The organism is Citrobacter sp. CFNIH10, assembly GCF_002934585.1.
GTDB lineage: Bacteria > Pseudomonadota > Gammaproteobacteria > Enterobacterales > Enterobacteriaceae > Citrobacter_A > Citrobacter_A amalonaticus.
In genome coordinates this window covers 1,182,423-1,208,057 of the sequence record NZ_CP026216.1, presented here as the reverse complement: position 1 = coordinate 1,208,057, position 25,635 = coordinate 1,182,423, and the positions used below count along the sequence as shown (strand labels likewise).

At 51.4% G+C, this 25,635-nt stretch carries 20 protein-coding genes and 3 pseudogenes; 5 read left to right on the top strand and 18 right to left on the bottom strand.

Features of this window, described 5'->3' with window-relative positions; translation table 11 throughout:
• Window positions 1-3: 3 nt before the first annotated feature.
• Both C2U53_RS09280 and C2U53_RS30280 read right to left on the bottom strand, forming a co-directional pair.
• Window positions 4-1,566 (bottom strand): PTS transporter subunit EIIC, encoded by a 1,563-nt coding sequence (locus C2U53_RS09280; protein WP_042998648.1) that lies wholly within the window; start codon window positions 1,564-1,566, stop codon window positions 4-6.
• A 286-nt stretch (window positions 1,567-1,852) separates the two neighbouring features.
• Window positions 1,853-2,069, bottom strand: a pseudogene (locus C2U53_RS30280) (Tn3 family transposase); the annotation flags it as partial.
• Window positions 2,070-2,611: 542 nt separating this feature from the next.
• Between C2U53_RS30280 and C2U53_RS09270 the strand changes: the two are divergent.
• Window positions 2,612-3,778, top strand: a complete 1,167-nt coding sequence (locus tag C2U53_RS09270; RefSeq protein ID WP_042998647.1) for a hypothetical protein — start codon at window positions 2,612-2,614, stop codon at window positions 3,776-3,778.
• An 83-nt stretch (window positions 3,779-3,861) separates the two neighbouring features.
• Window positions 3,862-4,200, top strand: a complete 339-nt coding sequence (locus C2U53_RS09265; RefSeq protein ID WP_051642279.1) for a hypothetical protein — start codon at window positions 3,862-3,864, stop codon at window positions 4,198-4,200.
• 168 nt (window positions 4,201-4,368) lie between these two features.
• Here the strand turns inward: C2U53_RS09265 and C2U53_RS09260 are convergent, their stop codons facing one another.
• The gene (locus C2U53_RS09260) at window positions 4,369-6,102 is read right to left on the bottom strand and encodes an AsmA family protein (protein WP_104445831.1); all 1,734 of its coding nucleotides are present in this window, start codon (window positions 6,100-6,102) and stop codon (window positions 4,369-4,371) included.
• A 121-nt stretch (window positions 6,103-6,223) separates the two neighbouring features.
• Window positions 6,224-7,615, bottom strand: coding sequence for a xanthine/proton symporter XanP (gene xanP / locus C2U53_RS09255; protein ID WP_042998645.1), 1,392 nt, complete (start codon window positions 7,613-7,615; stop codon window positions 6,224-6,226).
• A gap of 230 nt (window positions 7,616-7,845) precedes the next feature.
• Here xanP and gltS point away from each other — a divergent pair, with 230 nt between their 5' ends.
• Complete coding sequence (gene gltS, locus C2U53_RS09250) at window positions 7,846-9,051, top strand: sodium/glutamate symporter (protein ID WP_042998644.1); 1,206 nt, start codon at window positions 7,846-7,848, stop codon at window positions 9,049-9,051.
• Window positions 9,052-9,102: 51 nt separating this feature from the next.
• Here the strand turns inward: gltS and recG are convergent, their stop codons facing one another.
• From recG to gmk, 5 genes are read right to left on the bottom strand one after another with little or no spacing between them, the layout of a single operon-like run.
• Window positions 9,103-11,184, bottom strand: a complete 2,082-nt coding sequence (recG, locus tag C2U53_RS09245) for an ATP-dependent DNA helicase RecG (protein ID WP_042998643.1) — start codon at window positions 11,182-11,184, stop codon at window positions 9,103-9,105.
• A gap of 3 nt (window positions 11,185-11,187) precedes the next feature.
• Complete coding sequence (gene trmH, locus C2U53_RS09240; RefSeq protein WP_042998642.1) at window positions 11,188-11,877, bottom strand: tRNA (guanosine(18)-2'-O)-methyltransferase TrmH; 690 nt, start codon at window positions 11,875-11,877, stop codon at window positions 11,188-11,190.
• A 4-nt stretch (window positions 11,878-11,881) separates the two neighbouring features.
• Entirely contained in the window at window positions 11,882-13,993 is a 2,112-nt protein-coding gene (gene spoT, locus C2U53_RS09235; protein WP_044254385.1) for a bifunctional GTP diphosphokinase/guanosine-3',5'-bis pyrophosphate 3'-pyrophosphohydrolase, read from the bottom strand.
• A gap of 18 nt (window positions 13,994-14,011) precedes the next feature.
• Window positions 14,012-14,287: a DNA-directed RNA polymerase subunit omega gene (gene rpoZ, locus C2U53_RS09230; protein ID WP_000135058.1), complete on the bottom strand. Its 276-nt coding sequence runs from the start codon at window positions 14,285-14,287 to the stop codon at window positions 14,012-14,014.
• A gap of 54 nt (window positions 14,288-14,341) precedes the next feature.
• Window positions 14,342-14,965, bottom strand: a complete 624-nt coding sequence (gene gmk, locus C2U53_RS09225) for a guanylate kinase (protein WP_042998640.1) — start codon at window positions 14,963-14,965, stop codon at window positions 14,342-14,344.
• A gap of 257 nt (window positions 14,966-15,222) precedes the next feature.
• Between gmk and ligB the strand changes: the two genes are divergently transcribed.
• Entirely contained in the window at window positions 15,223-16,908 is a 1,686-nt protein-coding gene (gene ligB / locus C2U53_RS09220; protein WP_058587386.1) for an NAD-dependent DNA ligase LigB, read from the top strand.
• Here the strand turns inward: ligB and C2U53_RS09215 are convergent.
• From C2U53_RS09215 to C2U53_RS30275, 5 genes and pseudogenes are all read right to left on the bottom strand, one after another.
• Window positions 16,905-17,522 (bottom strand): trimeric intracellular cation channel family protein, encoded by a 618-nt coding sequence (locus tag C2U53_RS09215; RefSeq protein WP_042998638.1) that lies wholly within the window; start codon window positions 17,520-17,522, stop codon window positions 16,905-16,907. The genes ligB and C2U53_RS09215 overlap by 4 nt on opposite strands.
• 563 nt (window positions 17,523-18,085) lie before the next feature.
• A pseudogene (locus C2U53_RS09210) lies at window positions 18,086-18,562 on the bottom strand (IS3 family transposase); the annotation flags it as partial.
• An 80-nt stretch (window positions 18,563-18,642) separates the two neighbouring features.
• The gene (gene ltrA, locus C2U53_RS09205) at window positions 18,643-20,151 is read right to left on the bottom strand and encodes a group II intron reverse transcriptase/maturase (RefSeq protein WP_001189111.1); all 1,509 of its coding nucleotides are present in this window, start codon (window positions 20,149-20,151) and stop codon (window positions 18,643-18,645) included.
• Window positions 20,152-20,823: 672 nt separating this feature from the next.
• Window positions 20,824-21,503, bottom strand: a pseudogene (locus C2U53_RS09195) (IS3 family transposase); the annotation flags it as partial.
• An 81-nt stretch (window positions 21,504-21,584) separates the two neighbouring features.
• Window positions 21,585-21,770, bottom strand: coding sequence for a hypothetical protein (locus C2U53_RS30275; protein WP_104445830.1), 186 nt, complete (start codon window positions 21,768-21,770; stop codon window positions 21,585-21,587).
• A 104-nt stretch (window positions 21,771-21,874) separates the two neighbouring features.
• Here C2U53_RS30275 and C2U53_RS09185 point away from each other — a divergent pair, with 104 nt between their 5' ends.
• Window positions 21,875-22,324, top strand: coding sequence for a hypothetical protein (locus C2U53_RS09185; protein WP_104445829.1), 450 nt, complete (start codon window positions 21,875-21,877; stop codon window positions 22,322-22,324).
• A gap of 67 nt (window positions 22,325-22,391) precedes the next feature.
• On the opposite strand, the gene C2U53_RS09180 is transcribed toward C2U53_RS09185, so the two are convergent.
• The 4 genes from C2U53_RS09180 to C2U53_RS09165 all read right to left on the bottom strand — a co-directional run bounded on the left by C2U53_RS09180 (window position 22,392) and on the right by C2U53_RS09165 (window position 25,326).
• Window positions 22,392-24,185 (bottom strand): lytic transglycosylase domain-containing protein, encoded by a 1,794-nt coding sequence (locus C2U53_RS09180; protein WP_104445828.1) that lies wholly within the window; start codon window positions 24,183-24,185, stop codon window positions 22,392-22,394.
• The gene (locus C2U53_RS09175; RefSeq protein WP_079938906.1) at window positions 24,182-24,364 is read right to left on the bottom strand and encodes a hypothetical protein; all 183 of its coding nucleotides are present in this window, start codon (window positions 24,362-24,364) and stop codon (window positions 24,182-24,184) included. Before C2U53_RS09175 ends, C2U53_RS09180 begins: the two co-directional genes overlap by 4 nt.
• Before the next feature lie 317 nt (window positions 24,365-24,681).
• Window positions 24,682-24,957: an HGGxSTG domain-containing protein gene (locus C2U53_RS09170; RefSeq protein ID WP_200008102.1), complete on the bottom strand. Its 276-nt coding sequence runs from the start codon at window positions 24,955-24,957 to the stop codon at window positions 24,682-24,684.
• A 69-nt stretch (window positions 24,958-25,026) separates the two neighbouring features.
• Window positions 25,027-25,326, bottom strand: a complete 300-nt coding sequence (locus C2U53_RS09165) for a PerC family transcriptional regulator (protein ID WP_104445827.1) — start codon at window positions 25,324-25,326, stop codon at window positions 25,027-25,029.
• Window positions 25,327-25,635: the final 309 nt, after the last annotated feature.

The following is a 25,635-nucleotide window of genomic DNA, read 5'->3' as shown; positions in this document are numbered from 1 at the left end:
TGATTAATTATTTGCCAGCCAGTTATCTACCCGGGCTCGAACCTGTCCAACCCTCACACCGTAAATAACCTGAACTTCATTTTGATTACGCACTACGCCATTGGCGCCGGTACTTTTTAATAAGGCTTCATCAATTTTGTCAGGATGATGGAGCGCGACGCGTAATCGGGTAAAACAGTTATCAACAGAAATAATGTTCTCTTTGCCGCCTAAGCCTTTAATGATCTCATCGGTGACGGCCTGACCTGCTTTGGCCTTTTTATTGCGGTAATCTTCTTTACTGTAGAGTTTCACTTCGCCGTCATCTTCGCGCCCTGGTGTTTTCAGGTTCAGCCTGATGACCAGCGTACGGAAAATGACGTAGTACGCGGCGAATTGCCCGATACCGATTATAACGTATAGCGGCCAGCGGGTGAGGGCTGCCGGCAACGGCAGGTTATATATCAGAAACTCAATGAGTCCGGACGCGCCCCACGGACGAACCGTCAGCAGATCGCAAATTGCCTGAGAGGCGGCGGTCAGCGTGGCGTGAATCAGCCATAACAGCGGCGAAATAAATAAGAATGTAAATTCAATCGGTTCGGTAATTCCGGTGAGAATAGAGGTAATAATAGCGGGCAACAGAATCGCCTTCGCCATCATTTTCTTCTCCGGCGTGGCGGTGTGGTAAAACGCCAGCGCTGCACCGGAGAGACCAAAGATTGTCGTCATGCCCTGCTGGGAAAAGCGCAGTGCTTCGTTCATTACCGGGGTGAGATCCGGATGGCGCATGTAGGCCAGGAAGATGGCTTGCGTCCCGGAGACCACCTGTCCGTCAACGTTCAGAGTGCCGCCAATCTGGGTCAACTGGAAGGGAGACCAGACAAAGTGGTGCAGTCCTGTTGGGATCAGGAATTTTTCAAAGAAGCCGTACACGAAGACGCCTGCCACCCCGGCGTTTTTCATGAAACTGGTTAATGCCGCGATGCCGTGCGTGATGAAGGGCCAGAACCAGGTAAAGGCAATGGCGTAAAAAAGGATCACCGGTGTCATGGCGATTAAGGTCAGTTTTGCGCCGCCGTACATCGAGAGTGCGCCCGGCAACTCTATTTCAGAGACTTTATTATGGACCCAGGCAATGGTGCAGCCGAGAATAATCCCTAAAAAGATCCCCATATCAACAACGACAAAACCTAAAATTTGCGTTTGTCCGGTGCCATAATATTCGCCATTGACCTTTTCAGCGATGCCGTGAGTATATTCCAGCCAGGAGTGATTGGCGCCCAAAAACATAATAAAGCACATGACGGCAACCAGCGCGACTTCGGTTTTTTTATCTTTCGCCAGACCATAGCTGATGCCGACACAGAAAAGCAGTCCCAGGTTGCCAAATAATGGCCAGAAGGTATCACCGAGGAGTTGACCTATTTGATGTAAAAAGCTGGTTTCGGAAATAAGTGTCGGGTTAGTTAATATTGAACTTAATGCCAGGATTAAGCCAATAACAGGTAAGAACAAGACCGCCCCGATCATTGCTCTGGAGAATCTTTGCATATCCGCCAGAATACGTTGACGTATTACAGACATGGCTATTCCTTTATTTTATGTAGGGTGTTTGTAATTATTAAATAAGACTTCCAACGTAATTGTTATAACAACTCCCGGTGGGGATGAAAACCTGTTGCGGAAAATAGGCACAAATAGCCGATAAATGAATACCTGTTTCGCTTTCATAGGGGCAGCTTGGAGAACGAAACTTACCGTAAGCAGTTATATGTTTGTTTTTTCAGTATAATCAGCTGTCAGATTAATATGCTACTAGCCTAATGGCGACAAATGTGACAGCAGTTTTTCTTTGTTATTCAGTCTTTTATGCATTACAGGTTTCACCTTTATCCCAACCCGCCAGTACCTGCCAACGTGGTAGAGGAGTACGGAACCAGTCGAGCATAAACAGGATTCGCTCAATGCGGCCAACTTTTGCAAGTCCAGTTTGTTTGGGATTGCCGACAAGCTTTTTTTAGTATCAGGGATGCCATTACGGTTCCCTGCTTTGCCGAGGACGCCAGGTCTACTACTTCACTCCAGTGAATTTTCATCTCTTCCAGGTTCACACTGCTCAGGAATATCGCAACTGAGGCATAGGGCATTGATACACTTTCCCTCCGAGTTGATTTAGGGAATCGACGGAAGATCTGTTCACCGACCGGGTAAAAGAGCTGCTAGAACAGCTCGTTCAGAATCGATTGATTTTGGTTAAGTCGTGATTGTTGTATAATATCGGTAGACATAACTGCTTATATATTGAGGGATTAATGATGGCAGCGGCACTCATTTGTTTGGGTGATAAAACGAGTTAAGGAGAAATCATTTCTGTCACCGCGTCCCGGTTTGAGGTAAATAAAGCAATAGCCAGGATCGGCGACAAGCTATCATGCAGTATTTGTGATGGCTACTTTGAACTGATGGCTCAGAACTGGACCGAAGAAGGGCTAACTTATGTTGCCACGGGTGAGAGTATTGTGCCATTACCCAGACCATTACGTTTTCTGCTCTGCCACACAATACACCTGCCCAATGCGGAATACATTGACTTTTCACAATGCCCGTCATATTTATTAATGGATTAATTATGGCAATTTACCAACTCAGTACCCGTATTAATTCTAATGTCCCGGCTGATTCACTTCTGTATGACCTGCAAATTTACCGCATGGACACTGAAAGGAATAAACACCTTCTTGTGGATGTGCAAAAACAGCAGTTTCTCGGTAATTATGAAACACAGAAGCATATGACCAGAAATATAAATGAATCACTCTCGACTATTTATATTATGGAAATGAAGGTTTATCGAAAAACGATGTTACATACGCACTGTGTAACGCCTGTTCCGTTCACTAAGATGTATACATTGGAAGAATTCGCGTCAGGCAAAGCCTTGTCTTCAGTCAAGCGGGAGAACCCTTGTTATTTTGAATCAAAAGGAACCATGAAGCCTGAAGGTCAAGGGGGTGAAATAAAGCAAATTAAAATCACTATCCCAGAACGCCCATTTATTGCTAGAGAATATCCTATCGGAACTCCTCTGGATCCGTTTGAAAAAAACAAAATTGAAGCAGATATTCAGGATAGATTCTGCAATCTCTCTTATCCTTCTCAATTAGGGGCTAGTCTGTGTGGTCCTGCTACTTTTTTTTACTGTCTGCAAAAAGATCGCCCTGATGTTTATGCACAGGCTGCTCGTGAACTTTGGCGATATGGTAAAACCAGAATCGGTGACCTTAAGATAGAACCTGGTGAGGGATGCCGCCATCCTGCGGGTCAGTTTTATGACAATATCTCAGGACTTGACTGGATGACGCTTGCAGGCCTAAGGGATTCAGAAAATGCGATATTTAGTTTTGATACCCTTGATTCCCCTGTCGCCGGTGTTACCTTGTGGCATACACTAACAGACTGGTTTGAAAAAGCAGGCTATGAAAAAGTATTTAGTAATGTCGGCGTTTCTCAGGTAGGAGTCCAGGGAATCAATGCGTTAAATAAATATGTTGCACAGGGATATAAAGTAGTCACGCTTATTAATGATAGTTTGTTAAGAGACAGTTCTGCCGAGCATACCACATATCCGACTCACTGGATTGTCTGGAATGGCCCTGTGACTCAGGGGAATGACGGCTTTGTTAATTTAAGTCTATTCTCATGGGGTGAAGTGTCAGAGCAAATAAAATCACAGAAAGATCTATCATTCTTTATTCGTCGGTTCTTTGGAGGGGTGGTTTTTAAACCATTGAAATAATCATGTTATATTTTCGTTTTTTCATAATCATATGCCTGGTGTCTCTTTCAGGGTGCAGTATATTAAGTCCAAAGGCTGAATATATGCCGAATAAAAAAATATTACCAGAAGCCGAAGTAGGCAAACCATATCTTTATAAAATTAAAATCTTGGGCGGACGTGTTTTTGGTGGAGTACAAAGAAAAGCAGGTGTTATAGAACCTGATGATACAGGGATTTTTTTACGTAATTGTCGATTACCTGACTCAGTGATTACAGCTGATACAAGGGATACTAAGGATCATAACTGTATTGAAGTCTATGGCGTACCCACAAAAACGGGCGCTATAAAAATAAATATTAGCGGTGGAATATATGGAAGCATGATCGCTCCAGCTAGCTATTTCAGTAAAGATTATACGTTAAATATAGTGAAGCCCTGAAGCAGAAAGGAGCTTCTTAAAAGAGTTTGGTATGAACACTGAACTGCCCCATCAAGATATGAGAGGGTAAAAAACAATCTTGATATGCAATAATTTTTAATATCCAAACCGCCCCCTCAGAGACAGAACGCTCCCGGATAATGAATATCCGGGAGCGCTAAGGAGAGATTATGGCGTAACGGGCGCGGGGGAAACGGGGGCCGGTTCGGTCGACGTCACTTCACCCGCGGAGACGACTCCGGCCTGCATGGTTTGCGTGACCTGCTGTTTATTCGCATTCACGGCGTGCAATTGCCCATTCACTGTGGGCTTGAGCGGCGCGTCTGCCTGCACCGTTCCGCTGGCTGTCAGCTGAATATTACCGTCACCGGCGATCGGCAGTGCCGGCCAGCCCCATTGCTGTAGAACGTTCACCGGGACACCGCGGCCATTCAGGCTGATCTGTGTCTGGCGCGGCGGTAACTGTGACACGCTGGCGGTCGCTTCCAGAATCCCTCTTTCCGTAAAAGCGCTCAGTTCGCTGATATTTACCGTGCTGGCATTGGCGGCTAAAGACAAGGAGGGGCGGCGCACGTCAACGCGGTTGACGGTGGCGGCGGCGGCATTCAGGGTCGCGTTTCCGCTCCAGACGCCCCATTTCTGGTTCTGGACCAGCCCCAGATTCGCGCCATAACCATCCAGCGCGGTCAACTGCCACGGGAATGTCGGGTCGATATCAATCACCAGGTTGCGGCTGGCAGTAAATTTCTTCAGCGTCAGGCTGTTCAGCCATGTCGGCAGCGGTTGCATCCAGCGCTGTTTCCAGTTTTCCGGCAGGGTGTACTCGATGCCCGCGATGGCTGCGTCATCGAGGATAAGGGCTTTACCTTCCCGCAGCCAGTTGCCGGAAGTCCTGACCATTCCGCCTTCCCAGCGGGTAGTGAACTGGCGCAGCGCGATACCTTGCGGCGAAAACTCGGCATTCAGAATAGGGTCGAACAGATGTAACGAGCCAAAAATGAACTCGCTGGCATTCATCGACAATTTGCCTTCCTGCGTCTGCCAGTCGTCCTTGCTGAAGGTCAGATTGCGCAAACTAAGGTCAAGGTCAGTGACTGCCCAGTCTGGTCCCTGTAGACGCGCGTCAGTGACCTCAAGGCGATTAATCTGTAGCGATGGAATGCCGTTCAGCGGCGCGAAAAAGTCGGCCAGCGATTTATCGCTTTGCAGTCGGATGTCGTTCAGCCGCAGATTCTCCACCATCCAACTGCCATCAGCATGGCGTTTTGCCACACCGGTTAACGCACCGCGTGCGATATCTGCGCCGATGGTGCTTAATGTCACCTGTTCGTTATCGATACTGCCTTCAATCAGGACGTTGGCAGCAGGAACGTCATTTAATGTCAGAGAACCCGCGCTGAGCTGAATCTGCGCTTTGCTGCCGAGCACTTTACCGGCTTCGGGCAGCCAGGGAATGATGCCACCATTAACCCGCTGAGCGCTCAGATCCCACTCGCTGCCCGGGCTATTAAGCGCCATATCCTGCAACTGCAGGCGGTCAGACTGAAAGGGGAGCGGTGCCGTCTGAGGCGAAATATTAAGGGTACCGTTTTGCAGCAGGATCGTATCGACATGCCGTGGATGTGTCAGTTGGCGAGTACTCAGCCCAATATCGACCGCTTTTGCCACGAGCGTGGCTGGTTGACCGTCACGCCCAAAGGTGACGTTTTTCAGCAGGATATGTGAAGGAGAAGAAAAACGATGGTCCATCGCCTCAAAGGATAACTGATAGTCGCTGTGCTCAGATATCCAGGCACTGATGTGTTCTGCGCCCCAGCGCGTTTGCAGCAGGAAATAGAGGCCGAGAATCACCACCAGAAGGGCGATCAGCACATAGAGAATCAGCTTTCCAATAAATTTCATGGTCTTCCATCCTGCGAAGGGCACATAGTTGAGTTATGCACGATTTACGCGCAATCCTCAAGGCAGGAATCGTGAAAGAGTATGATAGCGACGGTGAATTTGAATCACCGTCGCATAGCCTTTACTGCTTTTCAGGCGGGAAAATCAGGTTCAGTACGATAGCGGTGATACCACCCGCAGCAATACCGGAAGAGAGCAGGTTTTTCACCCAGTCAGGCGCGAACTGGAGGATCAGCGGCTGCTGAGAGACGCCAAGACCAACAGCCAGTGACAGCGCAATAATCAGGATCGCGCGGCGGTTCAGGGGTTCGCGGGAAACAATCCGCACCCCAGACGCCGCGATAGTCCCGAACATAACCAGCGTCGCCCCGCCGAGTACAGGCTCAGGGATATGCTGCACAAAGCCGCTCACCGCCGGGAACAAACCGAGCACGATCAGCATCAGCGCAACCACAAAGCCAACGTAGCGGCTGGCCACGCCGGTTAACTGAATGACCCCGTTGTTCTGTCCGAAACAGGAGTTTGGGAAAGTGTTAAAGACCGCAGAGACGAAGGAGTTCAGGCCGTTTGCCAGCACACCGCCCTTCAGACGCTTCATGTACAGCGGGCCAGAGACAGGCTGTTCGGAAACGTCGGACGTTGCGGTGATATCGCCGATGGTTTCCAGCGAGGTAATCATAAACACCAGCATCAACGGCAGCAGCAGATTCCAGTCAATGCCCAGCCCGTAGTACAACGGCGTCGGCACCATGATCAGATCCTGGGAGGCTGGCGCGTTGTTTTCCGGCAGCATGCCCATAAACCATGCCAGCGCATAGCCCGCCGCCATAGCGATAACCAGTGAAGCCACGCGCAGGTACGGGTTACGCTGGCGGTTGAGCAGAATAATCAGCAGCAGCACAACGCCTGCCAGCATCAGATTCTTGGGCGCTCCAAACGTGTTGTCGCTCATCGCGGCATAACCACCACCGATGGACGTCAGCCCCACCTGAATCAGCGACAGACCGATAATCATCACCACTACGCCCGAGACCAGCGGGGTGATGATACGACGCGCGAGATGCAGAATCCGGGAGAGCACCATCTCCGTGCAACTGGCCAGCATCAGGGTGCCAAACAGCGCCGCCATCATCGTGGGGACGTCTGCACCGCCGGTTTTCAGTGCGGTACCGCCCATAATCAGCGGTGCCACGAAGTTAAAACTGGTGCCCTGAATCGATAACAACCCTGAACCCACCGGACCCCAGGCTTTAATCTGAATAATGGAGGCCACGCCAGAGGCGAACAGCGACATACTGATAATGTGTTGCGTATCCTGAGCCGGTAACCCCAGCGCCTGACAGATGAGCAGCGCCGGCGTAATGACCGCAACGAACATCGCCAACAGATGCTGACAGGCGGCAAACAGGGTTTGCGGAAGCGGCGGGCGATCTTCAAGACGATAAATCAGTTCGCTGTTTTGAGTCTGCGCAACCGGTTGCGCATTTTCCGACTCGAGGGTGTTAACAGACATCAATGATAATCCCGTGATGACAAAGCGGGCATTTTATCTGACCAGATGGTAAAAGCAAACGTTTGCGAGTGGGTATTCTTAATATTTAAAATGGATGAAATCACATTTTTATATAACTTTTCCCTCTTTTCTGCTTAAAATCCATGCCGAATTACTACTAAAAGCTAAAAATATCCGCAGGAATAAGACATCAGTGCGTAACTGATTCAGACGTACTCAAGGAGCTTTGTATGTTTCAACTCGATACCTTATCAACCCTCGTTGCCGCAACGCTGACGTTGCTACTGGGGCGTAAATTGGTTCAGTCAGTCTCCTTCCTCAAGAAATATACGATTCCTGAACCCGTTGCTGGTGGGTTGCTGGTCGCATTGGCCCTGTTAGTACTGAAAAAGAGCATGGGCTGGGAAGTGAATTTCGATATGACGTTGCGCGATCCGCTGATGCTGGCGTTTTTCGCCACCATCGGTTTAAACGCCAACATCGCCAGCTTACGGGCGGGCGGTCGCGTGGTGGGAATTTTCCTGATCGTCGTCGTGGGGTTGCTGCTGATGCAAAATGCCATCGGCATTGGGATGGCCAGCCTGCTGGGACTTGATCCACTGATGGGGTTGATTGCTGGTTCGATCACGTTGTCTGGCGGCCACGGTACTGGTGCCGCCTGGAGCAAGCTGTTTATCGAACGCTACGGCTTTGCTAACGCGACGGAAGTGGCGATGGCGTGCGCCACCTTTGGTCTGGTTCTTGGTGGGCTGATCGGCGGGCCTGTGGCACGTTATCTGGTCAAACACTCCACCACGCCGGACGGTATTCCGGACGATCTGGAAGTGCCTACCGCCTTTGAAAAGCCGGACGTCGGGCGCATGATCACCTCGCTGGTACTGATTGAAACCATTGCGCTTATCGCCATCTGTCTCACCGTGGGTAAGATCGTTGCGCAATTGCTGGCGGGGACAGTGTTTGAGCTGCCCACGTTTGTCTGCGTGTTGTTTGTCGGCGTGATTGTCAGTAACGGTCTGGCGCTGGTAGGTTTTTATCGCGTTTTTGAACGTGCAGTCTCTGTTCTCGGGAACGTCAGCCTGTCGCTGTTTCTGGCCATGGCGCTGATGAGCCTGAAGCTGTGGGAACTGGCTTCACTGGCGCTGCCGATGCTGGCAATCCTGGTGGTGCAGTCCATCTTTATGGCGCTGTACGCGATATTTGTCACCTGGCGAATGATGGGCAAAAACTACGATGCAGCTGTGCTGGCGGCGGGACACTGCGGCTTTGGTCTGGGGGCGACGCCAACCGCGATTGCCAATATGCAGGCGATTACCGAACGTTTTGGTCCATCCCATATGGCGTTTCTGGTGGTGCCGATGGTCGGCGCGTTTTTCATTGATATCGTCAACGCGCTGGTGATTAAGCTGTATTTACTGTTGCCTATTTTTGCGCAATAACGAGAAGGTGCGGTGGTGATGAACCACCGCGCTTTTGCATCGCCATTAGGATCAGGCGTTAGAATAGCGTTCTGTTTCAGGCATCCAGCGTTCGATTAACGCTTTTGCCTCTTGTGGGTAACGTTCATGAATATGACGAGCAATACGCTGAACTTCCGGAATAATGGCCTGATCTCGCAGTAAATCCGCCACTTTGAATTCGGCATTCCCCGTCTGCCGCGTACCCAGCAATTCACCGGGTCCGCGAATTTCGAGATCTTTTTGCGCAATCACAAAGCCATCGCTGCTGTCGCGTAACACCTGCAGGCGTTTCTGGGCCGTTTTCGATAACGGCGACTTGTAGAGTAGTACGCAGTGTGAGGCCACCGCGCCACGGCCGACGCGTCCACGTAGCTGGTGTAACTGTGCTAAACCGAGACGTTCCGGGTTTTCGATGATCATCAGACTGGCATTGGGGACATCCACACCGACTTCAATCACCGTGGTGGCGACAAGCAGGTGCAGTTCGCCCTGTTTAAACGCCGCCATCACCGCCTGTTTTTCGGCAGGCTTCATGCGCCCGTGGACCAGCCCGACGTTTAGTTCTGGTAACGCGAGTTTTAACTCTTCCCATGTGGCTTCAGCGGCCTGCGCTTCTAACAAATCAGATTCTTCAATCAGCGTACAGACCCAGTAGGCCTGGCGACCTTCCTGCGTACAGGCGTTGCGCACGCGGTCAATAATATCGCTGCGACGCGTATCCGGAATGGCAACCGTTGTGACGGGAGTGCGTCCGGGGGGCAGTTCGTCAATGACGGAGGTATCGAGATCTGCGTAGGCGGTCATCGCCAGCGTCCGAGGAATAGGCGTAGCGGTCATGATCAACTGATGCGGATGGAAACCCTGTTGCTGGCCTTTTTCCCACAGTGCGAGGCGCTGATGCACGCCAAAACGATGCTGCTCGTCGATGATGACCAGCGCAAGACCGTTGAACTGCACCTGTTCCTGAAAGATCGCGTGCGTTCCTACCACCATTTGTACCTGTCCGCTGGCAATCGCATCTTGTTGCGCCAGACGCGCTTTGCCTTTCTGCTTGCCCGCCAGCCAGCCGACTTCGACACCCAGTGGAGCAAACCAGTTACGGAAGTTGTTGGCATGCTGCTCCGCCAGTAACTCGGTCGGGGCCATCAGCGCGACCTGTTTTCCATGCGCAATCGCTCGCAGAGCGGCGAGTGCGGCGACCAGCGTTTTACCGGAGCCGACATCACCCTGCACCAGACGCATCATGGGGATATCGAGCGCCATATCGTGCTCGATTTCCGCTACCACGCGGGCTTGCGCGCCAGTCGGCTTAAAGGGCAGTGAGGCTAACAGTTGATTTTTCAGCGTGTCGTTGGCGCTCAGTGGTTGAGCATGAAAACGCTGTGCGCCTGCACGGAGCGCCAGCATACTCAGGTTATGCGCCAGCAACTCTTCCAGAATCAGACGACGTTGCGCCGGGTGCTGCCCGGTTTCGAGATCGCTTAACTGGAGCGTCGGCGGTGGGCGATGCAGCGTGCGAAGCGCTTCAGGCAGACTGAGCATGCCCTGCAGCAATTCCGGCGGTAAGAGTTCGGCAATGGCGCAGGTATCCAGCAGATCCAGCGCCTGATCGGTGAGCTTGCGCAGTGTTGCCTGTTTCACCCCTTCGGTAGTGGGATAAACCGGGGTGAGGGTTTCCTGCAATGCTGGTGTACTGAGATCGCCCTGGACACGGTATTCCGGGTGGATCATCTCTGCACCGTACTTCCCGCGCTTCGCTTCGCCATAAGCCAGTACGCGTCGTCCGGTGGCGAGGCTGTTTTTCATCGCCGCGTTGAAGTTGAAAAAGCGCATTGTCAGGATGCCGGTACCGTCGCTGATCTGACAGGTCATCATCCGGCGCCCCCCGAAAGTGATGTTACAGTTCAGCACTTCCCCTTCGACAGTGGCGTATACGCCGGGCAGCAGTTCGCCAATGGGATAGAGTTGGGTGCGGTCTTCATAACGCAGAGGGAGGTGTAACAGCAGATCCTGCACGGTGTGCAGACCAATTTTTGCCAGTTTGCTGCTCTGCGCTGCGCCAACGCCCGTTAGTGAACTGAGCGGGACAGCATCTAACAGGCGCCCACTCATGATTTACTTCGCCGCCTGCATGGTGGACCACCAGGCATCATCGGCTTCAATCGCACCTTGCTGATTGATATGCGGATAGGGCAGCCCTTTGCGTTTGGCGACTTTCGCCAGTACCGGATAGCCGCCTTCAAACAACAGGCGCTGCTGTTCGCCTTCCGGCAACATGCTGTTTTCGCGCAGATACATCCCGGCATTCTGCCGCTGGCGCTGCGCTTCATACAGAATCAGCGCTGAGGCAACGGAAACGTTAAGCGATTGAACCATGCCGATCATCGGGATGATGATATCCTGATCCGCCAGGTCCAGCGCTTCTTGGGTAATACCCGTTTTCTCCTGCCCCATCAGGATACAGGTCGGACGTGTGTAATCGATTTCGCGGAAATCGACGGCATTATCAGAGAGATGAGTTGCCAGAACCTGCATGCCCCGGCCTTTTAAATGCGTGACGGCATCGCCAATTGTGCGGTGGGTTTTCACCTGCACCCAACTGTTGCTGCCTGCCGCTGCTGAGGCCATGGTGCGCATACGACTGCCTGGCCAGACGGCGTGGACTTCGTGGACGCCGACGGCATCTGCAGTACGAATAATCGCAGAAACGTTATGAGGTTTGTGGACCTGCTCCATGCAAACGGTCAGGTCCGGCTGGCGCCTGGCGAGCATCTCACAAATACGTGCATAGCGCTGTAGGTTCATAAAACTAGTTTCGGTTACGGGTGACTTTTATCACGTCAGGCATCACGCGAATTTTGCGCATGATATTCGCCAGGTGAACACGGTCGCGCGCAGTAAGGCGAATAAAGGCGCTGTAGACGCGACCATCCTTCTCTTCAGTATTCAGGCTCTGAATATTAGAGGTGGTGGTGTTGATCGCCGCCGTCAGATTTGCCAGCGCACCCTGGTGGTTAAACATATCCACTTTGATCTCGGTGATGAATTCCTGCTCCGTCTCTTTGTCCCATTCCACCGCCATAAATTTTTCTGGCTCTTTCTGGTAACCACGGATGTTACGGCAGGATTCATGGTGAATGACCAGGCCTTTACCCGGACTGACGTGGGCAATGATCGGATCGCCCGGAATCGGACGACAGCACTTGGCAAAGGTAATCAGCACGCCATCTGCGCCTTTAATAGGCAAATGACCGTGGCCGGGCACAGCAGGTTGGATTGCGGAGGCATCGCCCTGCTGCAGGTTTTTCGCTACCACCACGCTCATGGCATTGCCGAGGCCGATTTCTGCCAGCAGATCGTCAAGCGTCGCAAGCTTCATCCGCTCAAGTTCACGCTGGATACTTTCTTGCGGGATTTCGGCCAGCTTACGACTGCCACCTAACGCATGGTTGAGCAGGCGACGTCCCAGACTGACAGAATCATCGCGCTTGAGGTTCTTCAGCAACTGGCGGATCTTGGCGCGGGCTTTTGAACTGACGACGAAGTTAAGCCATGCCGCGTTCGGACGAGCCCCCGGCGCGGTAATGATTTCGACCGTCTGACCGCTGGTCAGCGGCTGTGACAGCGGATAGGGCTGTCTGTCGACGCGTGCGCCGACGCAGGCATGACCGATATCGGTATGCACCGCATAAGCAAAGTCGACAGGAGTGGCACCGGCAGGCAGTTCGACAATGCGCCCTTCCGGTGTGAAAACGTAAATCTCATCCGGGAACAGATCGGATTTCACGCTCTCGATAAATTCAAACGAGCTACCTGCGCTTTGTTGCAGTTCCAGCAGGCTTTGCATCCAGCGCTGGGCACGAATCTGCGCGGTAGTACTGGTTTCGCCGTGCTCTTTATAAGCCCAGTGCGCCGCGACCCCCATTTCGGCCATCTGGTCCATATCCTCTGTACGGATCTGGACTTCAACCGGAACGCCGTGTGGACCGATCATCGACGTGTGCAAAGACTGATAGCCGTTCGCTTTTGGAATGGCGATGTAGTCTTTTACCCGTCCAGGACGCGGTTTATAGAGGCTGTGCATCTGGCCGAGCACGCGATAGCAGGTGTCGGCGTCATGGACGATTACGCGGAACGCATAGATATCCATGATCGAATGGAAACGCTGCTCTTTAAGCACCATCTTGCAATAGATGGAATAGAGGTGCTTTTCACGACCACTCACACGGCATGGAATTCCCGCTTCCTGCAGTCGCCCTTCGATTTCAGAGAGGATTTTTTGGATCATCTCTTTGCGGTTGCCGCGAGCGGCTTTAACCACCTCTTTAATCACGCGATAGCGATTCGGGTACAGCGCCTCAAAACCCAGCTCTTCAAGCTCGGTTTTAATGTGATGAATACCTAAACGGTGCGCCAGCGGGCTATAGATCTCGAGGGTTTCACGGGCGATGCGGCGACGTTTGTCCGGGCGTAATGAGCCCAGCGTGCGCATGTTGTGGGTACGGTCGGCGAGTTTGATGAGAATGACGCGGATATCCTGCACCATCGCCATAATCATCTTGCGAAAGTTTTCGGCCTGCGCCTCTTTCTTATCGCGAAACTTGAGTTTATCAAGCTTCGACACCCCCTCTACCAGTTCAGCAACGCTTTTACCAAACAGCTGCTCCATGTCCTGGTAGGTGGCGGGAGTATCTTCGATCACGTCATGCAGCAGCGCAGCCATCAGTGTTTCATAGTCGAGTTTCATCTCGGCCAGAATACAGGCTACGGCAACAGGGTGCGTGATATAAGGTTCACCGCTTGAACGTGTCTGGCCCTCGTGAGCGTCACGTGCAACGAGATACGCCTGCCGAAGACGTTTGATTTGGTCTTCCGGCAGGTAGTGTTGAATCAGTTGATTCAGGCTTTCAAACAGATACAAGGGCGACCCGCTTTGTGATTAACGACGACCTTCAGCAATGGCGGTTACGGCTTGTAATTCAGCGGCTTCCTGCTCTTGCTGTTCCTGGCGCTCACGGACGTCGAGGATCTGGTTGTTGATCAGACCTTCTTCGATTTCGCGCAGCGCGATTACGGTAGTTTTATCGTTTTCTTCCGGTACGAGCGGATCCTTTCCGCCTACCTGCATCTGACGAGCGCGACGCGCGGCGACCAGTACCAGGTCAAAACGGTTACCAATTTTCTCTACAGCGTCCTGAACAGTTACGCGTGCCATACTTAAAATGCTCCACAGGTGAAGAAATGACTGGGCATGATACTGAAAGTGGGTTCAGTCTGCCAACAGTTTGCTGATTAAAGCGTCATGACGCTGCTTTTGGCGGCTCATGCGCAGACGTTCGGCGCGAATAATGGTTTTCAGATCGCCCAGGGCGGTGTCGAAGTCATCATTCACAATAAGATAATCATATTCGGCGTAATGGCTCATTTCTGCAACAGCTTGCGCCATACGTTTCGCAATCACCTCTTCGCTATCCTGTCCACGACCCCGCAAACGGCGGTCCAGTTCCAGTTTAGACGGCGGCAAAATAAAGATACTGCGCGCATGCGGCATCTTCTTACGAATTTGTTGCGCGCCCTGCCAGTCGATATCGAGAAAGACATCTACCCCGGAAGCCAGCACTTGCTCAATGGCTTCACGCGAGGTGCCATAGTAATTGCCAAAAACTTCTGCGTGTTCCAGAAACGCGTCGTTGCCAATCATGGTTCTGAATTCGTCATGATCCACAAAGAAATAATGTTCGCCGTGAACTTCACCCGGGCGCGGAGCGCGCGTCGTGTGCGAAACAGAAACCTGGGTGTCATACAACGGTTGGGTTTTTAACAAAGCCTGAATCAGGCTGGACTTACCCGCGCCACTGGGGGCAGAAACAATATAAAGCGTGCCTTGAGCCATGAGTATCTTACGTATGTGATTATCGAAAATGAACCTACATACGGGCTTATTATACACGTCACCGCTACGCGACGTAGTCTTTGTCACACTTTTTACGCCAGATTATTGCTTTTTGCGCGCCTGTTTCCTGATTTACGCAACATTCTCTGCAAATGAGCGGAATCACTGGAAGCCTGAACGCAATCTACACTTTTGTCGCTCGGCGCTGCCCACACAACGCGCTATATCTGCCTGGAAACGTACAGCGGAGAGTGGCGATGAAAGTTGGGACAGCGATATTGATGGGGTTGTGGTTATGGCAGGCGCAGTCCTGGGCGGTATGTCCGGTATGGTCGTCTGCGAGGGCTCACGAAGAGATCTCTCGTTTGCAACAGCAAATTGCGCAGTGGGATGACGCCTACTGGAAAGAGGGAGTGAGTGTGGTCGAAGACGGCGTCTACGATCAACTGCATGCACGACTGCTTCAGTGGCAGCACTGTTTTGCTGACGACTCTCCGCCCAGCCAGGCGTTGCCTTCACCGGGTGGTACGGTCCCTCATCCCGTCGCCCATACCGGGGTACAAAAGCTGCCTGACAAGCGAGCTGTGCAGCAATGGATGCGCGGGCACAACGATTTGTGGGTACAGCCGAAGGTTGATGGTGTGGCGGTTACGCTGAAATATCAACATGGCAAACTGACGCAGGCGATCAGCCGTGGCGATGGTCTGAAGGGCGAAGACTGGACGCAAAAAGTACAGCTGATGCCAGCCGTGCCGCAAACCGTGGCGGGGGCGCTGACAAACAGCGTGTTACAGGGTGAGATCTTTCTGCGACGGGAAGGGCATATCCAGCAAAAAATGGGCGGGATGAATGCCCGTTCGAAGGTGGCGGGTCTGCTGATGCGCAAGACCAGCGTAAGCGACTTATCATCACTGGGGATTTTTATCTGGGCCTGGCCTGATGGCCCGCAGACAATGTCCGAAAGAGTCAACCAGTTGAGTGCAGCGGGTTTTACACTAGCGAAGGCATTCACGCTGCCAGTTGACAACGTTGAGGCCGTGGAGCGGGCGCGTACGCACTGGTGGACGTCCGCTTTACCCTTCGTTACCGATGGGGTCGTTGTGCGAATGGACAAGGAACCTGCGTCCCACCAGTGGTTACCAGGGCAAGGGAGTTGGCTGGTTGCCTGGAAATACCCACCCGTTGCGCAGGTGGCGGAGGTCACCGCGATTCAATTTATGGTCGGCAAAAGCGGAAAAATCGCCGTTGTAGCAACACTTGCCCCCGTCATGCTGGATGATAAACGGGTACAACGGGTGAATATCGGTTCTGTAAATCGCTGGAAAGAGTGGGATATCGCCCCTGGCGATCAAATCCTGGTGAGCCTTGCCGGACAGGGGATCCCACGTATTGACGATGTCGTCTGGCGGAGTTCAGACCGGGTTAAACCGATACCTCCTGATAATCGCTTCAATTCATTGACTTGCTTTTTTGCTTCCGCATCGTGTCAGGAACAGTTTATCTCCCGCCTGGTCTGGTTGGGCTCTGGCGCTGTTTTAAAGCTGGACGGTGTGGGTGAGGCGGGCTGGCGGGCGCTTCATCAGCAGCATCACTTTGAACATATCTTTTCATGGCTGGCTTTAACTCAGGAGCAGATTCAGCACACGCCGGGATTTGCGAAAGCAAAAGGTGAGCAGGTATGGCATCAGTTTAATTTGGTTAGAAAACAGCCTTTTATTCGCTGGATACAAGCGTTAGGCATCCCGTTACCACTGGTGGCGCTCAATGCCAGTGGCGATCGTTCATGGCGGCAGTTGTCAGGGCGAACTGAATTGTACTGGCAACAACTTCCGGCAGTCGGCCCGCGTCGCGCACGTCAGGTGATGACATGGCTGGACAACGCGGAGGTCAAACAGCTGAGCCACTGGTTGGCAGCTCAGCAGATTGAGAGCTTCATTCCTTAGTGGCTTTCGTGGTGGTAGTAAAACACCGGCAAACCCAGTTTAAGGCGCAGCGCCAGAAGCCGGGCGACAAAGCCAAACATCAGGGTTGAGATAACCACGATATCCTGACTGGAAACATAGTGTTGCAGGACGATATACAGCACGGCAGAGGCGAATGAAACCCCGGCGTACAGCTCTTTCTGGAAAACGAGCGGAATACGTTTACAGAACATATCGCGCAGCACTCCACCGAAGACGCCGGTGGTGACCGCTGCAACGACGGCAATGATCGGTCCATGCCCCATATCCAGGGCCACCTGAGCACCAATAATGGAAAAAACCACCAGGCCTAAGGCATCCAGTACCAGGAACACCTTGCGCAGGTAGGGCATGACGGGAGCCACAATAGTCGTCAGGACTGCCGCTGTGGCGACAATAATCACGTATTCGGGATGTTTAACCCAGCCCAGAGGATAGTGGCCGAGCAGAATATCGCGGACAGAGCCACCGCCGATGGCTGTTGCGGTGGCAATAATAATAACGCCGAATGTATCCATCCGACGACGACCCGCCGCCAGCGCGCCGGTCATGGCTTCGGCAGTGATTCCTATCAGGTACAAAACGTGTAACAGCATGACTCCCCCCAGTATTTTGGGGACAAAGAGTAACGATTTGTGCTCGTCGTCACGATTGAGATTTTCTAAGGTGAGTGATTTTTAATAACTTCAGGTAATGTGAAATCGTTATTCTTCTGCGGTGGTGCGTGGTATGAGGGTTTTTTTATCAATAAAATGAATGAGAAAAACTAAACTGAAGATGTCCACAATTTAGCGTGAGTCATGAAAAACGTAGCACCGCCATTGGCTGACGGGCTACGCGGAAAGACACCTTACTCGATGTTGGATCTGTTTATTGAGTAGATGGCTCCATGCCTTATGGTTACTAAGTTTTACGCTATGCATTTTTCCATTGTGTACACCCATGTGTACACGGCTTCTTAAGGTGCTATCTTTTTTTGCTTGTTTTTTAAACTACGAATGTTTCGTAGTCCCGCAGCTTCCTTTCCGTCATCCCAAGCCGGGATCCTAATCGGCATTCCTTAATGAGGCTGGTTATCAAGTCAAAGCGGACAAGGCATGGGATAAAGATATCTACAGCGTGTGAAATCAGTTGGGCGTAATGAATCGCCACGGATAATCTAGACACTTCCGAGCCGTTGATAATACTGGTTTTCATATTCTGTCGGTGACATCTGTTCGCTAGAACCATGCCGACGCTTACTGTTATAAAACATTTCGATGTAATCAAAAATATCGCTGCGGGCTTCTTCCCGCGTTCCGTAGATTTTTTTCTTTATCCGTTCACGTTTCAACAACTGGAAAAAGCTTTCTGCAACCGCATTATCATGGCAGTTACCGCGACGGCTCATGCTGCCCTCCAGGCCGTGTGATTTCAGGAACGACTGCCACTCATGGCTTGTGTACTGACTGCCCTGATCCGAATGAACCAGCACCTGTTTTTGGGGATTACGCCGCCATACAGCCATCAGCAGTGCGTTCAGGACAATGTCCTTTGTCATCCGGGATTGTATGGACCAGCCGATAATTTTGCGTGAGAACAGATCAACAACCACGGCAAGATACAGCCAGCCTTCGTGGGTCCTGAGTAGAGTAAGAGGCAGGGCGTAGTCGGACTATTTCCCTGCCTCTCCTCCCCGAACCGGACGTGCACCTTTCAGCGCATCCGGCTCTCCATTTAAATGCTGGCGAACGCCATTGCCACTTCTGTAAAGCGCGATGTATACGTGTTTCTGGTCTCCGTCCTCAGATAGGGATTACCTTCGGGTAGCCGCCAGCGGAACAGCTTCTTGCCTTGCCCCACCAACCGGTACAGTATTTCGCCGCTGAGCTTGCCGTGATTGGTTTTACCAAATAAAACCCACGTTTTGCTCTGACCCGGTTTCGGTGATTTACACCACCACCTCATCAGGGAAGCGATACCTGTACGGTATTTGCGGGCCAGCCAGTGAGCCAGCTTCCAGAACACGACACGGTCGATATAACTGAAGACTTTGGCCTTAAAATCAACGAACTGATAGAACATGGCCCAGCCTTTCAGTTTTCGGTTGAGTTGTTCAGCCATATCGACTTTGCTTTCACTGTAGTTGCCTGATAACAGTGCTGTCAGCGATGCGGCGAAGTTTCTGGCTTTCTCCTGCGGGATCGTTGAGACCACTCGCATCTCGCCATAACGACTGCGTTTGCGAATGATCCTGTGCCCCAGAAAGATAAAGCCGTCATTAACATGGGTGATTTTAGTCTTATCCATGTTCAGCCTGAGTTTCAGACTGCCTTCGAGCACACCCCGACACTCCTCCCTGATGGCTTCCGCCTGTGCTTTGGTGCCTTTGACGATGAGGACAAAATCATCGGCATAGCGGCAGTACGCCACCGCGGGTTTCCACTGCCAGTTTTCTCTGACCGCCGTACTTCGGCCCCGTTGGATACTGTTATTCCAGTACCACCGATCTTTTCTGGCTTTCCCGCTCAGGTAGCGCTCATGCAGGTATTGATCGAACTCATTCAGCATGATGTTCGATAATAGCGGCGATATAACACCGCCCTGTGGCACACCTTCACTGGCCGCCCGAAAGAGACCGACATCGATATGTCCCGCCTTGATGGTTTTCCACAGCAGAGTCATGAAACGTGCGTCACTGATCCTGCGGCGTACAGCCTTCATCAGCAGTCGATGATGTACGGTGTCGAAGTAACTGGACAGGTCGCCTTCAATCACCCAGCGTCCCCGGGTTTCACCGCAGTCTGTGAGCTGTAATTTCACCGTGCGGATCGCGTGGTGGACACTGCGCTCAGGCCGGAAGCCATATGAGAGCGTATGAAAATCACTCTCCCATATCGGCTCCATCGCCATCAGCATGGCCCGCTGAACAATACGATCCCGCAACGCGGGGATACCCAGTGGTCGCAGTTTGCCGTTGCTTTTAGGGATGTAAACCCGTCTGGCGGGCAAGGGCTGGTAGTGGCCTGAGAGTAATTCATCCCTGAGGATTTGCAGCTCAACAGCCAGTCTGGCCTGTAGCATTGTTTTGTTCACGCCATCAACGCCGGGGGTATGCGCCCCCTTTGATGAAAGCGTGATCCGCGCCGCTTCAGCCAGCCATTCTGGTTGTGTTATCAGACGCAGCAGCCGTTGAATCCGTAGGGACGGATCGGTGGCTGCCCATGTGGCAAGCTTGCGTTGCATTTCGCTGATTATCAAAGGTCTTCACCTCGTTAGGTCAGTTAATTCACGTCGCAAACACATTCAAACTGCTTCCCTTCGCCATGTAATGGGCTTTCCCCATCGCGGACTACTACGGAAGCTCCGCCAGCCAGCGCGTCATCGGAGCCATGCCCCCTTAACATCCGTCGCTGACCTTCCCCGGTTTACCTGCCTGGACTCAGGCATACTGAGGAGGCTGCCCGTCGCACTCTTTATCCTTGCTTGCCGCAAGTTGGCAGAAGTCAGCAACGCAAGCGTGATAGACGCTGCTGCCCCGGTGTTTCGCATACATGTCAAAACACCTTCGACCGGCAGTGCTTACGTATCACTGCCAGTTCCTCCTGCACGGCCTGTCAGATCACGTAGGCCGTGGTGACGTTTTCAACCCACAGAGGCGGATTAACGGGTTCATGTTCTTCAGCCTTTCAGTACTTAACCTTGAGGATCATCTCGGCTTAGTGATCTCGCCTCAATCCCCGTTGTCAGCGGGTTACATCACCCTGCGGGCATGCCGCAGGTCACTGCCGCTCAGGTTCTCCACCGTCACACCCGGTGGGATTGTTGGGTTTCTCATCGTGAGTTACCGGTTCAATATTCCAGACAGACTCGCGGTTCATTTAAGCATCCATGCCCGCCCTGAACTCCGGGCACACTGTAGGTTATGTCCGTTACCCAACTCTCATCCGGAGCATCCGGATTGAACTGTCGCTGGAGCCTGTTGGGCGACACGATACTGGCCTCGCCTTTACGTGCCCGCGGGCTCCGGTATCCGACCTGAGCCTTTATCCCGACACGTTTCATCAGTCGCCAGACTCTGTTCACTCCGCACTGTTGCCCGCTGTCCCGCAGATCCAAATGGATTTTGCGATAACCATAGACGCATCCCGATTCCAGCCAGAACTGTTTAATCTGCCCTGTCAGCCTCAGGTCTGCCTGATGGCGTTGTGAATGCGGCTGCTGAAGCCAGGCGTAAAAACCACTGGGATGAACATCCAGCACCCGACAGAGCAGGCGAACAGGCCAGCAACAGGTGTTGTCACGGATAAAGGCGTACCTCAGTCGGACAGCTTTGCGAAGTACGCCGCGGCTTTTTTTAATATGTCCCGTTCGTCGGTAACCCGCTTCAGCTCTTTCTGGAGACGGCGGATCTCGGCCTGAGCATCTGACTCTTCTTTATTAGTGGAAGAATCTGGACCGTACTTCTTTATCCAGGCGTAAAGGCTGTGGGTGGTGATATCGAGACGTGTTGCAACGCTGGCAACAGAATAACCGCGATCAACAACCTGTTTGACTGCTTCAATTTTAAACTCTTCGGGATAACGCTTACCGCTCATGGGCACCTCTCTTTAAGCCATCTTAAATGACTCTGAGGTGTCTGTTAAACCCGTGGCGATTCAAAATGATAAATAGCCATGTCACCGCCGTGGCGCTGGCTTCTTCCACTGGTAGGCTGGCGCTCTCATCATCTCCCTAAACCTGTTTCGTCGTATTGTATCGGCGTTAACCGTTCGTTCTATCTCCCGCTGATCTGCTGGAGTAAGCCGGTGTCCGTCATGCTCGAGTTTTGCTATAGCCAGCAATCCAATCTCTCGTGGCGTCATTATTTGTCCCCATACTGGCAGTTACCAGAGTAGTGTTGTTATCCCTATCTATTTTCTCTGCGTCAATAACGTTATGCTTCTGGGAAACATATCAAGGATATGAAATGAACAGATTATCAATCTTTGCTGTTTCCGTAATCGCTGGATTCAGCTTCTGTAAAAGTGCGGCTTCTGCTCCTACTGCGGATACCATCATGATGGCCTGTGCGGCTATTACAGCAAGTGCCCATGATAAGCTTGACGCAAATGTGGAAAGGATCGCGGGAAGCACTTTCGACGATAAAGTGATGGATGATTGCGAATGGCTGATAGAAGGGGCAAATGGCGACCCCAAATTAGCTTCACAGGGATATAAAAAAATAGTTAATCATTACGAGGACTGGGTAAATAAGAACATCTCTAGCCCGCTAACAACGGATACGCAAAGATTCATTTTTATCAATCTCTTGCATGGATATAAGCAAGCTATGTCTGAAGTGGTCCGCGCTGCTGGAGACTATAAATACCTACAGCAGCAAGCAGATGTCACAAAGAGTGGTATGGGAGCTCACTGAATAGAAAGTAATCTACTCTCATTATCAAGATGCCAAGATGACCTTGTGTGCTGCCCACCCTGCCTGACTATCTGTTAACAGAGCTTGAGAATGCCGCATTTGTTGACGCCCTTTGACTTTGTCGCTTAATACTCTCGTTAAGCGCATCAACTGTTTGCGGGTTGCTGTTAACGTTCACGGTGTTAATGTGAGTGCTGTTGGTGATTTGTTGCTGCCCACCGCTTGAAGCAAGTTGGTATGGCCTGCTGGCAGCCAGCTTGGTTTGCGTCGCGTAGTAGTTACTGTAGCTATCTGTGCCAATAGAGTTATTTGCATCGCTCAGACCCATTGCTGAACGAATTTTACCCGTGTAATCCCTGGTTTCTTTTGGTAATTTTGCTGGGTCACTTCCGTTGGCGATCCACTTGTCAACATTCCCCATCCCCCAGTTATAAGCCATTAAAGCGTTATCAAGGTTGCCGTCATATTTTTTTAAAAGCTTGCTCATGTAGATTTGCGCTGCTGCTCGTGATTTTTCAGGATCAAGTCGGTCGTCAACTTGGTCATCAACACGCAAGCCCATCTCTCTGCCCGTATCAGCCATAAACTGATACTCACCGACAGCACCTTTATGGCTATATAGTTTCGCTCCATCACTAGATTCTACCTTCCTGATGGCATCAAGTAGTGTTTCAGTAGCCCCGGGAATATCCCACTGAATATTATCCCCTATCACAGTTCCTGGCTTACGACCAAAATCAGTATCAAATCCAATAGCTCTTGCAGCATCACCGATATTTCGTTTTGTATAGCTTAATGATGATTCAGCACTGTCCTTAATATTATTCTGGTCGTTGTACAGGTATGTACCGTATGCCACCAGCCCTGCCAGCCAGGGCGGTACCACCCCGCCTGTAACTTTGCTTCCTACATAAGCCGCAGCTAAAAGCTTGAGGGCATTTTCAGCACCACCAACAGCCTCTGTAAAACGTTTAGCGGTCTTACCTGCGTCATCAAAGAAACCGATAATGTTGCCGTGGTTCTTCTCTATCCATGAGCCGAACGCCTTCATTCCGTTAACTACATCAGGAGCAAAGGCAATCGCTAAATCAGTTTTCAGCCGAGTGAACTGTGAATCAAGCTGGCCCAGCGTTACCATCAACTTCTCCTGCTCCTTGACTTGCTGAGCGGTAATGTTTGATTTCTTGGTCTCTGAGTCGACCAGTGATTTTAACTCACCAGACTTGATTTTGGCTGCGTCTGTCGGGTCGAATCCGGCAGCCGCCATCACCTGCATCAGGTTTTCCTGAGAGTGCGTTTTACCGTAACGAGTAAACTCGGATAGCGCTTTGTTCGGGTCGCCAAGCTTATTGATATTCAGTCCTGTGCGAGCGCCCAACACCATCAGGTTTTGCGCCGCGCCGGTTAGCCCACCAAAGATTGTCGGGTCTTTGATATTAGCTAGGGCCATACGGGCATTACCAGAAGCTCCGATGAACGCATCACCGTTCAATCCAGCTTGTTTAAAACCACGCTGGACACCAAACAATTTATTAACGTCGGACCCAAAGAACTTGGCCTGAGTGCTGGCGCGGACAATCTCGTTAGCTGTCGATGTGAATAACTGCTTGATACCGTAAAGACCTGCACCGATACCAAGAAAGCCAGCCGCCGCAGTGTAAGCGTTACGAAAAGATGAAACGGCAGTTTTGCCAAATTTATCAATCTCATCCTGCTGTTTTTTTAGCTCTTTCTGACGCTCCTTTTCAGCACGGGCTAGCTCTTTATTTAGCTTGCTGACTTCATCCGTTACTTTGCGCTTCCCGTGCAGAAATTCGTCTGTTTTGACTGTGACCTTGTAGGCTAGTTCTTGAATGATCATGCGGATACCTTCATTTTTGCGTGCATCGCCAGTGCGCTATCCACCAGCCCGCGAGCGATTTCATGAATAGAGGGCGCAACCCCGAGTCCTGACTGTTTGCGTTGTTGCTCCTGAATATTTCGAATGGCCTGCAACTGCGCATCACTGAGCAATACAGGCTTGACGCTTTGTTTAGACATTTACCACCTCCTGATATTTATACAGTTATTTTAGTTGCAATAAATGAAACGATCACCATATTTATTGCAATTAATGAAAGAGTAAATTCGATCATTACCAGAAGGGGAATTGATTAACAGATAAGGAAACAGTCGTGCTTAATGGAGAGACTGAAATTTTTGACGACTCAAATCACATTTATGCGCCAGCGTTGCTTCTGGCGCGGCTTCTGCGTCGTTCTGGTTCTGAATCCGTCAAGAACAGTACAAATTTTGCAGGTGTTCAGGTGCGAACCTGTCTGCGAACCGACCCCGCGAACCTTAGTGTAACCTTAGGGTTATTCTGTTTTGCTGGTGGTCTGACGCCGCTTTTCCTGCCAGCGGCGATAGCCTTCTAACTGCCTCGCTTTACCTTCCGGCGTTTTTGCTCCAGTGCTCATGCCCCCGTGTAATTTACAACGCCCGGATCCGTAGAGAGATGTCAGCTTGCACGGCGTTCCTTTTCGGGTTTTCGCTCCACAGGTCATGCCTCGGCATTCCTCCGGAAATGGCATTGTTCCAAATGGCGATTTAGCCCATTCCCGATAGCGCTTACGACGATGTTCATCAGCCATTTTTATCTCCGAATGTGAAGTTTTATCACCCTCTCATGAGGTAGGGGACGTAATCCCCTCCATGTGACGCTACCCACGCCCTTGTGAGCGCCCTTTACTGGCTGGAAGTCTGAAAGCATCTCCGTTCGGTTGAGCTATCCCCATGCGATGCTGTGTCTCTTTTGCGGCTTTGTGGAGATCGCCAAAGTCATCAACTTTGACCGGGGGTCGCTTTACCTTTTCGAGACACGCTTCACGGTGTCGCATTATCCATTCCCGATCGTCGTCGTCAGTGCATAGCTGCATAACTTCCATCCACCTTGCAGCCGCTCGACGGTAGAGTCCTTTTTCCTCCAGAGCCTCGGCTTTGCTATCACGCACTTCCGCCATCAATATATTTCCCTCAACGTTCACACTTAACTTTTTCGCATAATAAGCAGAAATAGTGTTGGTTCAGTTGGTTCAGTTGGTTCACTGCCCACCAGCCCGCGCCAGCACTGGGTTTTGCTGAACCAACATCGGCGATTTTGTGTTGGTTCAGCGGGGCTATCTGTTGGTTCACTCCCAGCCAGGAAGAATGTCTCGACCTGCTAGTGTTGGTTCAATCAGGTCATTTGTTGGTTCAGTGTTGGTTCAAAGTGAAAATAAAAAACCTTATAAAACAACGATCATTACAAATTGAACCAACTGAACCAACTG